Below are 14,692 nucleotides of genomic sequence, written 5' to 3'. Positions count from 1 at the left end.
CGTCGCGCATAAAAAACGCGCCCCGCAGGGCGCGCCGTGTTACTGCGTGGAGCGATAGCGTTACAGCTTGGCGTCCGCCCTCACGTTGCGCTGGCTGGGGACGGCCAGCGGCAACGGGTTGTTGGTCTCTACCGACAGTACGGTGGTGGACGCTGCCGCGCTGTTGCCATCAAGGAAGACTACGCCGCCCAGGTAGCGTTTGCCCGTTTCCAGTCCCGACCAGCTGATGCCGGCCGTGGCGCTGCCGCCCACATATACCTTGGTAGGCAGGGTGGCTTTCAGGTTGCCGCCCTTGTCGGCTGTCGTGACGACGGCCGACGACAGGCCGAAGCCGGTCGAGACGCCATTTGCCAGTTCATAGCCGATCACGCAGACCTTGTAGCTGCCTGCCGCCGGGGTGGTCACGGTGATGGCTTCGTTCGAGCCGGCCGTGGCCGAGGTGGCGACCGTCGCGCCGGCGCTGTTGAGCAGCAGCATGTCGAGGTCATTGCCGGTGCCTTCCGTGGTGTCCCGGTCGAAGATTTCGAAGCGCGCCACGACGGTGCTGGCGGGAATGCTGACATTGACCGCGCGCACGCCGCTGCCGCCCGCCTTGCACGCGTCGGCCATCTGCGCCAGCGTTTCCACGCTGCCCGGCGCGGCCTGGCTGATGGTTTGCTCGCTGCGCGCTACTTCCTTCAGGCCGCCCGTCGCCGCGCCGACCTTGCCGGCAAAGCCGGTGGACAGGGTCAGCGAACGCAGGCCGCTGACTTTGTCGGCCTGCAGCAATGCCGGCGACTGCACCGCGCGGCCCGAGCGGGCCGTGACGGGGCTGCGCACCGTGTGCACGCCGTCGCTCCACACGAGGGCGCCATACTGCCAGGCATTGTCCGGCGCCGTCGTGCGCGTCAGGGTCACGGTGAAGGACTTGGTTTCACCGGGTGCCAGCGCCAGGGTGGCAGGCGCCACCGCCACGCTGTAACCGCTGAGCGAGGCGCTGGCCGTGTAGGTGGCGCTGCTGCTGCCCACGTTGGTGACGCGGCGCGTCACCGTTTGCGTGCCCAGCACGTTGCCGATGGTGATGGACGGCATGTTCAGGTTGTAGCCGGCCAGGGTGCCGCCCGCGCATTCGGCCGTCATGCCGACGCCGCACATGTATTTCTTGTAATCGGCCAGGCTGGCGTCATACACGAGGCCGGGATCGGTCGCCTTGTTCGGCGTCACGTGGCCGGCGCCCTGGCCCCATGGCAGGATGCCGCGCGCGTCGCCGGCCTGGATGTCGGGCAAGGTGGCGCTGCCGGTCGTCATCAGGGCCGACTTGATGGCGGCCGGGCTCCAGTCCGGATGCTGCTGGCGCAGCAGGGCGGCCAGGCCGGCCACGTGCGGGCTGGCCATCGAAGTGCCTTGCAGGAAGATGTAGGCTTGCGGCGGTACCAGGCTGCCATCCTGCACGGCGTCGCGCTGGGCGCGCGACAGGGCAGGCGTGCCGCCGGCCAGGATGTCCACGCCAGGCGCGGTGACGTCCGGCTTGAGCAGGTTGGCGTCGTACAGGTTCGGGCCGCGCGACGAGAAGTCGGCCACCACGGGGGCGGCAGGGCCGTTGCCGTTGGTGACGAAGCGCGAAATGGCGGCCGTGGCCGTGCCCGTTTGCGCCTGGGCGTTGATCAGTGCGCCATCGGCGGCGCTCACGTGCACGGCCGGCAGCACGTGCGGGTCGGACACCAGGCCCACGCCCGTGTCGACCAGCACCATGCCGGCGCCGCCCGCTTCGAGCACGGCGATGCCCTTGTCGGTGCGCGCCGTGGTGCCGCGCAGGCAGCTGACGACCTTGCCGGCGACCTTGGCCGGGTCCAGCAGGGCCACGCCGCCGTTGTCGCCGGCGCGGTAGCACAGGGCCAGTTTTTGCGCATCGGCGCCGGGCAAGCCTGCATCTTGCGCGCGGATCAGGGGGGTGGCCGGCAGCGGGTTGTAGTTGAGCGAGGCGCCCGTGTAGCTGGCGCCGTTGCTCAAGGTTACCTTGGCCTGGTTGGCGCGGTTGTGCGTCGAGGCTGCCACGGTGGTGATCCATGGGCTGACGTGCGCCACCGTGTTCGCCGGTCCCGCATTGCCGGCCGAAGCGGCAACGAAGACGCCTGCATTCGACGCGTGCAGGAAAGCTTGCTCGACCGGGTCGTTGACGGTGCCGCCGCCGCTGATCGAGTAGTTGATCACGTGGACGCCATCCTGCACGGCTTTTTCAATCGCCGCCACGCTGTCGCCGCCGTAGCAGCCGTTCTTCGCACCGGTCGGCTGGGTGGCCAGGTTGTACGACCAGCATACCTTGTAGACGGACAGGCGGGCGCGCGGCGCCACGCCGGAAATGGCGCCCAGCGGCGAGCCGTTCACGGTCACGGGCACGCCCGCATTGCCGCCCGCGGTGGACGAAGTGTGCGTGCCGTGGCCGCCTTCGCCATTCGGGTCGCCGATGGAATCGCGCGGCGAGGTGAATTCGCTCCAGTGCTGGATCTTGTCCGTCTCGGTCAGGCGCACGGCGTTGAAATATTGCGCACCCAGCAATTTGTTGTTGCAGTGGTCGGACGTAAAGCCTTCGCCTGCCTGGCAGCTGCCCTTCCAGGCGGCCGGCGGCGCGCCGTAGGCCAGGGTGGCGTTCGGGTCGAAGGTCGGGGCGCCGTTGGCGTCGACCTTGTCCGCATACGACAGGTTTTCCGGCCACACGCCGCCATCGACGATGCCGATGATGATGTCTTCGCCCGCATGCTGCTTGCCGCCCAGCTGGCTCCACAGGCCGCCCGGCTGGTCCAGGCCCAGGAAAGTGGGCGTGTAGTTCGTTTGCAGGGCGCGCGGTTCGTCGGGGGCGATACTGGCCACTTCGCCGCTCGCTTGCAGCTGGCGCACTTCGGCGTCCGTCAGCAGGGCGGAAAAACCGTTGAGGACGATCTTGTACTGGTATTGCACGGGCGCGGCGGCGATGAGCGCTTGTACCCGGGCCTGTTTCTGTTCAAGGTAGTCGCCGTACAGCTGCACTTGCGTGCTGGCCAGGTCGAGGCGGCCGCCGGCGGCAGGCTGGGTGGCGCCCAGGCCTTCCACCGAGCCGGTGTAGGAAGCGATCGGTTTGTCGGTCAGTTGCACGATGTAGGGGCGGCGCAGGTCGTCGGCGTGGGCCTGGAAGCTGAGGCTGGCAAACAGGCTCAGCACGGCGAGCGAAATGGGACGCAAGGCGGGACGGAATGTCATGTAGGGTTTCCTGTATCGGTATCGGAGTCAAAAAGAGGCGGCAATCAGGCTTGCTTGCTGCGGCGGCGCGCAGCGAATCCGACACCGGCCAGGCCCAGCAGCAGCATCGCGTAGGTCGATGGCTCCGGTACCGAGGCGACGATATTGTCGAGTGCAAACTGGCCCTTGTTGCTCGTGAAGGCGTTGCAACTGCCGGCCATGTTGCAAGTGAATCCGAAGAAGGCCAGCGAGGCGAATTGCTGGCTGCCGAAGTTGGCGCTGGTGTTGTAGCGCTGGAACTGGAAGTTGCCGCCGATGGGGCCGCCTAGCTGATAGGTTTCATAGATGGAAGAACCGTTGGCGTAGAAGCCTTGCACGCGCAACAGACCCGCTACGGCCGGATAGGTGACGCCCTGGGCGTAGCCGATGAAGCTGGCGTCGAAGCCCTGCAGGCTGACGCTGCCGCCCGTCGTCAGCGGATCGAGGTAGACGATGCCGTCGTTGAGGGATGCATAGTAATTGCTCGTATTGTTGGTCGGGCACGCCATGCCGCAGGCGGCCGGATCCGTGCCGTCGAATACGGCGCCGACCAGGTCGCCATAACTGGCACCGGCGGCATTCGAGGCGCCCGTCAGCAGGAATTTGCCGAATTCCAGGGAGTCGCCATGGCCGACGAACTGGCTGTCGACATTGTCAAAGTTGATCACGTCCGCGATGGCGGCGGGAGCCCAGGCGGCGGACAGGGCCAGGATGGCGGCGCCGGTCCACTGCTTGGCCGAGAAAGGACTTGCTGCGGCAGTTGCCTTCGAATGCACAATACGAGTCATGAATTTTCCCTTGGTGATTATGTAGGATGCAATATGTTTTGCGTCTGGGATGCTCTTTTCTGCGTGGACGGATAAGACCAATACGTAGAAAATTGACTTTTACTATAGCAAAAGAGGCAATTTAATTGTTTGATATTCTTGCAAATTTAATTTGAAAGTTACAAATAATGAATGAATAAAATTCATCACTTACTATGATTTGGTAACCAGGAGTAGATAGTTTCTGCATTGAAAATAGTTGAATCATCAACCAGCCAGGCAAGCGCGCGCGGCGCCGTGGCGGTTTCGCGCACACTGGATGGTTTCCGCAGGAATTTGTTGTTCACAGAGCAAAGAAAAGATTGTATTAACCATAACCGGCATGGTAGGCTGATAAGCATCAGGCAAGCGCGTGTCGCCCGTGCATGGCCATCCGCCGCGCGCAGCGACGCAATGTATTGAAGGTAGGCAATAAGGAGTTACCGGATGCATGCAGCACACAGGCAGAACCTTGCGGCAACGCGCCATGCGCGCGGCTTTACCTTGCTCGAATTGCTGGTCGTCATCGTGATCATCGGCTTGCTGGCGGCCTATGTCGGCCCCAAGTATTTCGCCCAGCTGGGCAAATCCGAAGTGACGGTGGCCAAGGCGCAGATCGAGGCGTTTGAAAAATCGCTCGACACCTACCGCCTCGACGTGGGGCGCTATCCGACCACGGAAGAAGGCCTGGCCGCGCTGCTGGTGGCACCGCCCGCCGCCGGCACGCGCTGGAATGGCCCCTACCTGAAAAAGGCCGTGCCGCTCGACCCGTGGGGCCATGCCTATCAATACCGCGCGCCGGGCAGCAAGGGCGAATATGACATCGTCTCGATGGGCAAGGATGGTCAGCCGGGCGGCAGCGGCGAGAACGCCGACATCAGCTCGCAATAGCGCCAGCGCCATTCTTTTTCCTACGGACAAGCCATCATGCAGTTCGAAGTACGCGCGCTTTCCACGGACCAGGCCGTAACTACCTTGCAGACGTGCGTGATCGACGGCCGCGACGAAGCCGACGCGCGCCGCCAGGCCGAAGCGCGCGGCCTGTTTGTCAGCGCCATCCGCCCCTTGCGGGCCACGCCGTTCAGTGCGGCCGGGCGCCAGCGCGCGCGGGCCTTGCCCCTGCTGCTGTTCAGCCAGGAATTGCTGGCGCTGCTGCAAGCGGGTCTGGGCATCGTCGAAGCGCTGGAAGCCTTGCTGGAAAAGGAAGCGTCGCTGGCCACGCGCAGCGTGCTCACGCGTCTGCTCGAAGGCTTGCGCGAAGGCAAGCGCTTTTCCGCCGTGCTGGGCGAGCAATCTGAACTGTTTCCTCCCTTGTATATCGGCATCGTCAAGGCGGCCGAGGGCACGAGCGACTTGCCGCGCGCGCTGTCGCGCTACATCGACTACCAGCAGCGCATCGATGCGGTGCGGTCCAAAATCGTCAGCGCCGCCATCTATCCCGCCATCCTGCTGGCCGTGGGCGGCGGCGTCAGCGCCTTCCTGATCAGCTATGTGGTGCCCCGTTTCGCCGAGGTCTACCAGGGCGCGGGACGCAACCTGCCATGGATGTCGCAAGTGATGCTCAGCTGGGGCCAGTTCGTCACGCAGCATGGCGTGCTGCTGTTGCTGGGGTTGGCACTCGTCGGCAGCATCGTGTTCACTGCCGTGCGGCGCGTGCTGCGCAACGGCGGCGTGGCGCGCCTGCTGGCGAAACTGCCCGGCATCGGCGAGCGCGTGCGCATCTATGAACTGTCGCGCCTGTACCTGACCCTGGGCATGCTGGCCGAGGGCGGCATCACCATCGTGCAGGCGATTGCCACCGTGCAGGCGATGGTCTCGCCGGGCATGCAGGCATCGTTGCAGGGCGCGCGCGGCGCCATCGAGGCGGGCCAGCCGCTGTCGTCGGCGTTTGAGCAGCATCAATTGACGACACCGATTTCCCTGCGCATGCTGCGCGTGGGCGAGCGCACGGGCGACATGGGCCCCATGCTGACGCAGTCGGCCGCCTTTTATGACGGTGAAATCAGCCGCTGGATCGACCGTTTTACGCGCACCTTCGAACCCTTGCTGATGGCCGCCATCGGCCTCGTCGTGGGCGCCATCGTGATCCTGCTGTACATGCCCATCTTTGACCTTGCCGGCGATATTTCATGAACCAGATTTCTTCCGTTCCCGCCGCCATCGACCCCGCGCTGCTGCAGCGCGCGCGCATCCTGAGCCGGCAATCGAAGCGTAGCCTGGTCGAGGAATTGCAGGAGCTGAGCGGCATCGAGGCGCGCGCCGTGGTGCGCGAACTGGCGCGCCCGTTCGGCCTGGACGTGCTGGAAACGGCCGACATGCTGGCCTTGTCTCCCGCCTTCGATGTGCTGCCCCTGTCGCAGGCGCTGGCGCGTCACAGCGTGCTGCTGCGCGCCGCCGGCGGCCAACTGGTGGGCGTGATCGCCGACCCGTTCGACCTCGACCTGCAAACCTGGCTGAGTGCGCGCGCCGGGCAGGGCGTCTTGAGCATCCATCTGGCGCTGCAGGCCGACATCGGCGCCTACCTGTCGAAGCAGGAAGAGTCGGCGCGCGCCGTCGACAGCCTGCTGCCCGGCGCCGCCAGTGACGCGCGGCGTGATGGCAAGACGGCCGCCGTGCTGTCGTTTGCCAGCGTGTCTGAAGCGGCCAGCCCTGCCGTCAAGCTGGTCAACTCGACCCTGTATGACGCGCTGAAGGCGGGCGCGTCGGACATCCATCTGGAAAGCACGGCCGGCGGCCTGGCCGTCAAGTACCGCGTTGACGGCGTGCTCGATCACGCCACGTCCGTCAACGGCATCGAAGTGGCCGAGCACATCATCTCGCGCCTGAAAGTGCTGGCCGAACTCGATATCGCCGAGCGCCGCGTGCCGCAGGACGGCAGCTTTCGCGTCGAGTCGGGCGGGCGCGAAATCGATTTGCGCGTCTCCATCATGCCCAGCATCCATGGCGAGGATGCCGTCATCCGTATCCTCGACAAGCGCGCCATGATCGAAGCCTACGGCGCGCTGACTCTGGAAGCGCTGGGCTTTGACTCGCCATCGCTGGTCGCCTTGCGCGCGCTGGCGCAGGAAGCCTACGGCATGCTGCTCGTGACGGGACCGACCGGCTCGGGCAAGACGACGACCCTGTATGCGGCGCTGACGGAAATCCACAACGGGCGCGAAAAGATCATCACCATCGAAGACCCCGTCGAATACCAGCTGCCCGGCATTCTGCAAATTCCCGTCAATGAAAAGAAGGGGCTGACCTTTGCCAAGGGCTTGCGCTCGATCCTGCGCCACGACCCCGACAAGATCATGGTGGGCGAGATCCGCGACCGCGAAACGGCGGAAATTGCCGTGCAATCGGCCCTCACGGGCCATTTGGTGCTGACTACCGTGCATGCAAATAATGTATTCGACGTGTTCGGCCGTTTTACGCATATGGGCATCGACCCGTATGCGTTTGTCTCGGCCCTGAACGGCATCTGGGCGCAGCGGCTGATCCGCACCAACTGCCCCCATTGCGCCACCGAGTACACGCCTGACGATGCCGAGCTGGCCAGCGTGGGACTGGCGCGCGCCGACGTGGCGGAGTATCAATTCATGCAGGGCAAGGGCTGCGGCGATTGCCGCGGCACGGGCTACAAGGGGCGGCGTTCTATCGCCGAAATTCTCGTGCTGACCGATGAAATCCGCGAATTGATCGTCGATAAAAAACCGATCCGCCAGATCAAGGCGGCCGCGTATGCGAACGGCACGCGCAGCCTGCGCCTGGCGGCGCTGGAACTGGTCAAGCGGGGCGCCACCACCATCACGGAAATCAAGAGGGTCACCCTGCATGCGTAGAGGTCTTGGACAAGGATTGCGCCTGGGCGTGGCGGCGGGCAAGGTGAGCCTGTGGCGCAGCAGCCGCTGGCGCGCGCCCGCATGGACCTCGCTGGGCGAAGCCGCGTATGCGCCGGACGACACGCCGCATGGCGACTTTGCCGCCCTGGGCCAGGCGCTGGCGCAGTTGCTGCCAGCTGGCGAGTACGCGGGCTGGCCCTTGTCCGTGGTGCTTGACGATGGACTGGCGCGCTTGTGGCAAGTGGACATGCCGCAAGGCGCAGCGCGCCTGGCCGACATCGAGGCGGCTGCCGCGCTGCGTTTCCAGTCGCTGTATGGCGATGCGCCGGGCTTGTGGCACAGCAGCAGCGCCTGGGATGCGCGCGCGCCGTTTTTCTGCGCCGTGCCCCGTGCGCTTCTGACACAGCTGACGCGCGTGGCCGCAGCACGCAAGCTGGCCCTGATTTTTATTACGCCGCAATTCGCGCGCCACTGGAACCGCTGGCACGGCGCCTTGAAGCCGGGCGCCTGGTTTGGCCAGTTGCAGGAGAACGCCCTGACCCTGGGCGTGCTGCACGATGGTTATTTGCGCGCCGTGCGCGCGCTGCCCGTGCCGCCTGGCGCTGGCAGGGACTGGCTGGCGCAGACCTTGGCGCGCGAGGCGCTGCTGCAAGGCGTATCCGCACCGGCGCTGTTGCAGCTGTGCGGCGCGCCGCCGCCCGCATGGCTGACGCCGGCGAAAGAATTCCACTGCCAGGTTTTTTCCGCGCCGGACGGGGAAGCCGCCCTGTCGCCGGCCGCCCGGCTGGCGCATAGCGGAGGCGTGGCATGACGCGCCTCGATATCGATTTCGCGCCGCCAAACTGGCGCCGCAGCCTGCACCGCGTGCCCGCGTGGGCGTGGTGCGTCGGCGCGCTGGGCGTGGCGCTGGCCGTCACGGCGGCGTACAGCGGCAGCGCCGCGCTGCAGCGCCAGCAGTTGCGCGAGGGGCAGTTGCAGCGCGCGCAGCAGCGCGTGCTGGCCGCCACGCAGGGACCGGCGCCGGTGGTGACCACGCCGATCGCGCCCGCGCAGGCGGCGGCCGTGAATGCGGCCATCCTGCAATTGAACCTGCCGTGGCGCGACCTGCAGGATGCGCTGGCCAGCGCCACGCCGCCCGCAATCGCGCTGCTGGCGCTGGAACCGGACGCGCGCAAGCGCGTGCTGAAGATCACGGCGGAAACGACCAGCAGCGACGCCATGGTGGCGTATGTGGCGCAACTGAAGCAGCAGGAGCTGTTCGGCACGCGCGTGCAGCTGCTGCGCCATGAAATCAACGCGCTCGATCCGAATAAACCCTTGCGCTTCCAGCTCGAAGCGCGCTGGGGCACGCCATGATGGCCATCGACCTCAACAGCTTGCGCCTGCGCGCGCAGCTGCTGTTGCGCCGCCTGGGTGTGCCAGCCTGCTTGGCCGTGGCGCTGCTTGCGCTGGGCGTAGCTGCCTGGGTCTGGGCCTGGCAGCAGCGCGCCGTGGCGGCGCAGCTGGAAGCGCGGCCCTTGCCGCAGCCAGCGCTGGCCGTGGTGGCCGCCGCACCGCCGGCGACAGCCAGCGAAAACCTGGCGCGCTTTTATGCCGCGCTGGGACAGCAGCGCCATGCCGAGCAGCAGGTCAAGCAGCTGTTCGACCTGGCCGCAAAAAACGGCTTGCTGCTGGCGCAGGGCGAATACAAGAGCGGCTACGACAAGGCCAGCCGAGTTGCCACCTACCAGGTGACCTTGCCGCTGAAGGGCAGTTATGCGGCCGTGTCGCAGTTCGCGTTGCAAGCGCTGCGCGCCGTCCCCTTCGCCTCGCTCGACGAACTGAGTTTTCGCCGCGAGCAGATCGCCGATACGCAACTCGAAGCGCGCTTGCGCCTGACCTTTTACCTGACCGATACGCCTGGCGATGCGGGAGAAACGCCATGACCCCGCGCCATTATCTGATGCTGGCCGGCGTGCTGGGCGCGGGCGCCTTGCTGCTGTTCGGCGAGCGCCAGCCCGTGGCCGACGTGGCCGAGGCGGTGGAGCGGGCCGTCGCGCCCGCGCGCCATGCTGCGGCCAAGGCGCCAGCCGCGCAGCCGGCCATCCTGGCCCTGCTGCCGCGCAGCGAAGTGGCGGGCGAGGATGGCGATACCTTTGGCGGCGCCGGCGCTGTCTTCCAGAGCCAGAACTGGAATCCGCCGCCGCCGAAAATGGCGGTGACGGCCGCGCCGCCGCCTCCGCCTCCAATGGCGCCGCCGCTGCCTTTCGTCTACCTGGGCAAGGCGGCCGCCGATGGCGCCTGGGAAGTGTTTCTGTCGCGCGCCGACAAGACGTATATCGTGCGCGCCAATACCGTCATCGATGGCGCCTACAAGGTCGTGACGATCGCGCCGCCCGTCATGACGCTCACTTATCTGCCGTTGAACCAGGTTCAGCAGCTCAACATTGGAGTTTCCGAGTGATGTCTCGTTCCTTTTCATCGGCGCTGCTGCTCTTGTTGCTGTCCGGTTGCGCAGGGCAGCAAGCCTACCGCGACGGGCGCGAGCTGATCGCGCAAGACCAGGTGCCGGCCGGCCTGCAAAAGCTGCAGGAAGCGCTGCAGCAAGACCCCGGCAATGCGCAATACCGCAGCGCCTATCTGCAGGCGCGCGAGCGGGCGACCGGCATCCGCTTGCAGCAGGCCGAGCGCCAAGCGCAGGCGGGGCAGGGCGAACTGGCGCGCGCCTCCTTCATGAGCGTGCTGGAAATCGATGCGCAGAACGAACGGGCCAACAGCGGCTTGCGCGCGCTTGAACGCGAGCAGCGCCAGGGCAAGCTGCTGGCCGAAGCGCAGAAGGATATCGACGCCAAGCGCTACGACCCCGCGCGCCAGCGCCTGAACGCCATCCTCACGGAGCAGCCGAACCATGCGGGCGCGCGCACGCTGCTGCGCGAGGTCGACGACAAAACGGCGCCGCCCGTGGTCGAGTCGGGCCTGGCCAAGTCGTACAAGCAGCCGATCACGATCGAGTTTCGCGACGCGCCGTTAAAACAGGTATTCGAGCTGATCGCGCGCCGTTCCGGCCTCAATTTCGTCTTCGACAAGGACGTCAAGGCGGACGCGAAAACCTCGATCTTCCTGAAAAACAGCACGGTGGAATCGGCCGTCTACTTCCTGCTGGTGACGAACCAGCTGGAGCAGCAGGTGATGGATGCGAACACGATCCTGATCTATCCGAACGTGGCGGCGAAATTAAAGGAGTACCAGGAAGTGCTGGTGAAGACCTTCTTCTTGGCGAATGCGGACGCCAAGCAGGTGGCCAACACGCTCAAGACCATTTTGAAGACGCGCGACGTGGTGGCCGATGAAAAGCTCAACCTGGTCATCGTGCGCGACACGCCCGAGGCGATCCGCCTGGCCGAGCGCCTGATCGCGCTGCAGGACGTACCCGAGGCGGAAGTGGTGCTGGAATTGGAAATCCTCGAAGTCAAGCGCAGCCGCCTGATGGAACTGGGCGTGGCCTGGCCATCGAGCCTGACCCTGACGCCGCTTTCCACCTCGGGCGGAATCGGCCTGACCATCAGCGACCTGAATAAGCTGAACCAGCGCACCATCGGCGTGAGCGACCTGTCCGTGACGGCCAACGCCAACAAGACGGACGGCGACGCGAACATCCTGGCCAACCCGCGCATCCGTGTGCGCAACAGGGAAAAGGCGAAGTTCGTCATCGGCGACAGGGTACCCGTGGTGACCACCACGATTTCGCCGGGCACGGGCGGCTTCGCTTCCGAGTCGATCAGCTACCTGGACGTGGGCCTGACGGTAAACGCCGAGCCGACCATCTATTTGAACAACGAGGTGGGCATCCGCATCTCGCTCGAGGTGAGCAACCTGGGCGCGGCCACCACCACCCGCAGCGGCTCGACCCTGTACCAGATCGGCACGCGCCAGGCGTCGACCATGCTGCAGCTGAAGGATGGCGAAAACCAGGTGCTGGCGGGCCTGATCAACAATGAAGAGCGCAGCTCGGGCAACAAGGTGCCTGGCCTGGGCGACATCCCCGTACTGGGGCGGCTGTTCGGCAGCAGCAAGGACGACAGCCAGAAGACGGAAATCGTGCTGTCGATCACGCCGCACCTGGTGCGCACCGTGCAGCGTCCGGAAGCGAAGGAATCGGAATTCTCGGCCGGCACGGAAGGCAGCTTCCGCCGCCGTCCCGACATGGCGGCCAAGGCGCCCACGCAGATGCCGGGCACGGTGATCGTGCGTTCCGGCCCGTCAGCCGTCGGCATGCAGCCGGCGCCGGCGCAGCCGATGATGACGCCAGGCCAGGTGCCATCGACTTTGCCGCAGAGCGTGCCGGCGCCGGAAGTGGCGCCGTCGCCCGAGCCGTCTCCGTCGTCTTTGCCGATATCGTCGGGTCAGCCCGTACCGCTGCAGGCGGCGCCCTTGCCGCTGTCGTCGAGCCAGCCGGTACCGGTGGCGCCGCCACCGCCACCGCCTGCCAAATGAGACTGGCGCATGCGCAGAGGGGGCAGGGAGGTTTTACCCTGATCGAACTGCTGGTGACCCTGGCCATCCTGGGCGTGCTGGCCACCCTGGTCATTCCCGTCACGCAGGTGACGGTGCAGCGGCGCCAGGAGCAGGAATTGCGGCGCGCACTGCGCGAGATCCGCCAGGGGATCGATGCGTATAAACGGGCTGGCGACGAGGGCCGAATCGTGCGCGCGACAGACGCCAGCGGTTATCCGAAAAGCCTGGAACTGCTGGTCGAGGGGGTGGCGGACCAGCGCAACCCGAAGCGCAGCAAGATGTTCTTTTTGCGCCGCGTGCCGCGCGACCCGTTCAATGGGGATGCTGGCCTCAGTGATGCGCAAACGTGGGGCAAGCGCAGCTACGCCAGCGAGGCGGCCGAGCCGCGCGAGGGCGACGATGTCTACGATGTGTACTCCACGTCCGGCAAGACCGGCTTGAACAACGTGCCTTACCGTCTATGGTGAACCATGGCCGCTGAAAACACCCAAGTCCGCACGCGCGGCTTTACCCTGATCGAATTGCTGGTGGTGCTCGGCATCGTGGCTTTGCTGCTGACCCTGGCTGTGCCTCGCTACTTTCCCAGCCTCGACAAGGCAAAGGAAACCGTGCTGGCGGACAATTTGCGCAATTTGCGCACGACCATCGACCAGTTCCACGGCGATACGGGGCGCTATCCCGATTCGCTGGAGCAACTGGTGGAAAAGAAATACCTGCGCGCCATGCCCATCGATCCCATCACGGACAGCGACAGCAGCTGGCTCATCGTACCGCCGCCCGACGATACGCCGGGCCAGGTGTATGACGTGAAAAGCGGCGCGCCCGGCAAGGACCGCAGCGGCACACCGTTTGCCGACTGGTAGCGGCCATGCACCGTTCTGCGCGCCGCCAGCGCGGTTTTACGTATCTGGGCCTGATCATTCTGGTGGCCATCCTGGGCATGGTAGGGGCGGCCGGGCTGAAGATGGGTTCCTTGCTGCAGCGCCAGGCGGCCGAGCAGGAATTGCTCGACATCGGCGCGCAGTTTTCGGATGCCCTCTACAGTTATGCGGCCGCCACGCCGCCGGGCCAGCCGCAACAGCCGCCCAGCCTTGCCGCCTTGCTGCGCGATCCCCGTACGCCCCAGTTGCGCCGGCATCTGCGCAAGCTGTTTGTCGACCCCATCACGGGCCGCGCCGAGTGGGGCTTGCTGTACCAGCCCGGCAGCAACGGCATCATTGGCGTGCACAGCCTGTCGCAGGCGGCGCCATTAAAGGTCGGCAATTTCGAGGCCCGGTTCGCCGGCTTCGAAGGCAAGGCGCATTTCTCGGAATGGCGCTTCATGGTCGATGCCCGGGTGTCTTCCGTGCCGTCCGCGGGACCGGCAGCTGTGCCGGCGAGTGATGAGGCCGGCATCGCGCCTGCCTTGCCGGTGCCACCGTTGTTTTCTCGCCCTGTTACTCCACCGCAAGAACAATCGCCATCAGCGCCAATTGAGCAGCCAGAACCGCAAAATTCAGATGAAAACACTGCCGAGTAGGCGTTTTCACCTTAAAACGTAACAAAAATAAATGTATGCGCCGGTAACTATTATTGTGTGGAAATTAATAGATAGCGGCAAATAGTTCATTTCGAAAATACTTATCTCATATGAAACTTCGATAAAATATTTATAAGTAATTTGATGTGATTATGCTACCATTCTGTTCAGTACTTCCGGTACTAAAACTATTGGTGGCCTGCGCATTGCAGCCATAAATTACTTTTTAAGGGATAAACTATGAAATTGAAATTTATCGCTGCAGGTATCATGGCAGCAGCATCGTTCAGCGCATCGGCAGCAACCTATGACCTGGGCATCCTGGATCCAACCGGTTCCGATACCCTGTCGGCTTTCACGACCAAGTTCGCCATCAATTCGGATATCAATGATTCGTGGACTTTCCAGTTGCTGGCCCCATCGTCGACCTCGTTCGGTGCATTGCAAACGTTCTCCGTTGCTAACGGCGCGATCAAGGATTTCGCTGCTACTCTGGTCGGCTATGGCGACCTGACCAAGAGCACGGCTAGCGGCATCCAGAATCTGAGCTGGGCAGGTCAATTGGCTGCAGGCACCTACACGGTGCAAGTCACGGGCCTGACCCTGGTGAAAAATGTTCAGTACGTAGGCACGGTTTCGGCCCTGCCAGTACCAGAACCAGAAACCTATGGCATGCTGCTGGGCGGCCTGGCGCTGGTTGGCGCCGTGGCCCGCCGCCGCGCCAAGAAAGCTGACTAAGCTTACGCTGCAATGAAAAAAACCCGCTTCGGCGGGTTTTTTTTCGTCTGGATCAGCTGCTTGATGCAAGACGCCGGCAA

The 14,692-nt window shown here is 64.9% G+C and carries 14 protein-coding genes; 12 read left to right on the top strand and 2 right to left on the bottom strand.

Annotated features, from left to right (window positions below):
• Positions 1-60: 60 nt before the first annotated feature.
• Positions 61-3,213, bottom strand: coding sequence for a S8 family serine peptidase (locus tag JAB6_RS17540; RefSeq protein ID WP_070303872.1), 3,153 nt, complete (start codon positions 3,211-3,213; stop codon positions 61-63).
• Between the two features lie 44 nt (positions 3,214-3,257).
• Complete coding sequence (locus tag JAB6_RS17535) at positions 3,258-4,019, bottom strand: NF038120 family PEP-CTERM protein (protein WP_070303870.1); 762 nt, start codon at positions 4,017-4,019, stop codon at positions 3,258-3,260.
• A 465-nt stretch (positions 4,020-4,484) separates the two neighbouring features.
• Here JAB6_RS17535 and gspG point away from each other — a divergent pair, with 465 nt between their 5' ends.
• From gspG to JAB6_RS17475, 12 genes are all read left to right on the top strand, one after another.
• Positions 4,485-4,928 carry a type II secretion system major pseudopilin GspG gene (gene gspG, locus JAB6_RS17530; protein ID WP_034751618.1) on the top strand — a complete coding sequence of 148 codons (444 nt, stop codon included), beginning with the start codon at positions 4,485-4,487 and terminating at the stop codon, positions 4,926-4,928.
• Between the two features lie 36 nt (positions 4,929-4,964).
• Complete coding sequence (locus JAB6_RS17525) at positions 4,965-6,170, top strand: type II secretion system F family protein (RefSeq protein WP_070303867.1); 1,206 nt, start codon at positions 4,965-4,967, stop codon at positions 6,168-6,170.
• Positions 6,167-7,861, top strand: coding sequence for a GspE/PulE family protein (locus tag JAB6_RS17520; protein ID WP_070303865.1), 1,695 nt, complete (start codon positions 6,167-6,169; stop codon positions 7,859-7,861). Before JAB6_RS17525 ends, JAB6_RS17520 begins: the two co-directional genes overlap by 4 nt.
• Positions 7,854-8,672, top strand: coding sequence for a hypothetical protein (locus tag JAB6_RS17515; protein WP_139143420.1), 819 nt, complete (start codon positions 7,854-7,856; stop codon positions 8,670-8,672). Before JAB6_RS17520 ends, JAB6_RS17515 begins: the two co-directional genes overlap by 8 nt.
• The gene (locus JAB6_RS17510) at positions 8,669-9,217 is read left to right on the top strand and encodes a hypothetical protein (protein ID WP_070303861.1); all 549 of its coding nucleotides are present in this window, start codon (positions 8,669-8,671) and stop codon (positions 9,215-9,217) included. Before JAB6_RS17515 ends, JAB6_RS17510 begins: the two co-directional genes overlap by 4 nt.
• Complete coding sequence (locus JAB6_RS17505) at positions 9,214-9,786, top strand: hypothetical protein (protein WP_070303859.1); 573 nt, start codon at positions 9,214-9,216, stop codon at positions 9,784-9,786. The genes JAB6_RS17510 and JAB6_RS17505 overlap by 4 nt, the downstream gene beginning before the upstream one ends.
• Positions 9,783-10,304 carry a hypothetical protein gene (locus JAB6_RS17500; RefSeq protein ID WP_070303857.1) on the top strand — a complete coding sequence of 174 codons (522 nt, stop codon included), beginning with the start codon at positions 9,783-9,785 and terminating at the stop codon, positions 10,302-10,304. Before JAB6_RS17505 ends, JAB6_RS17500 begins: the two co-directional genes overlap by 4 nt.
• The gene (locus tag JAB6_RS17495; RefSeq protein ID WP_070303855.1) at positions 10,304-12,334 is read left to right on the top strand and encodes a secretin N-terminal domain-containing protein; all 2,031 of its coding nucleotides are present in this window, start codon (positions 10,304-10,306) and stop codon (positions 12,332-12,334) included. Before JAB6_RS17500 ends, JAB6_RS17495 begins: the two co-directional genes overlap by 1 nt.
• Positions 12,331-12,822 (top strand): type II secretion system protein, encoded by a 492-nt coding sequence (locus JAB6_RS17490; RefSeq protein WP_034751600.1) that lies wholly within the window; start codon positions 12,331-12,333, stop codon positions 12,820-12,822. The genes JAB6_RS17495 and JAB6_RS17490 overlap by 4 nt, the downstream gene beginning before the upstream one ends.
• Before the next feature lie 3 nt (positions 12,823-12,825).
• Complete coding sequence (locus JAB6_RS17485) at positions 12,826-13,218, top strand: type II secretion system protein (protein ID WP_070303853.1); 393 nt, start codon at positions 12,826-12,828, stop codon at positions 13,216-13,218.
• A 5-nt stretch (positions 13,219-13,223) separates the two neighbouring features.
• Complete coding sequence (locus JAB6_RS17480; protein WP_070303851.1) at positions 13,224-13,874, top strand: type II secretion system protein; 651 nt, start codon at positions 13,224-13,226, stop codon at positions 13,872-13,874.
• A 240-nt stretch (positions 13,875-14,114) separates the two neighbouring features.
• Positions 14,115-14,612: an FxDxF family PEP-CTERM protein gene (locus JAB6_RS17475; protein WP_051991193.1), complete on the top strand. Its 498-nt coding sequence runs from the start codon at positions 14,115-14,117 to the stop codon at positions 14,610-14,612.
• Positions 14,613-14,692: the final 80 nt, after the last annotated feature.

Origin of the sequence: Janthinobacterium sp. HH104 (assembly GCF_001758715.1) — a bacterium.
Classification (GTDB): Bacteria; Pseudomonadota; Gammaproteobacteria; order Burkholderiales; family Burkholderiaceae_D; genus Janthinobacterium; species Janthinobacterium aestuarii.
This window is presented reverse-complemented; position numbering and strand designations above follow the sequence as displayed.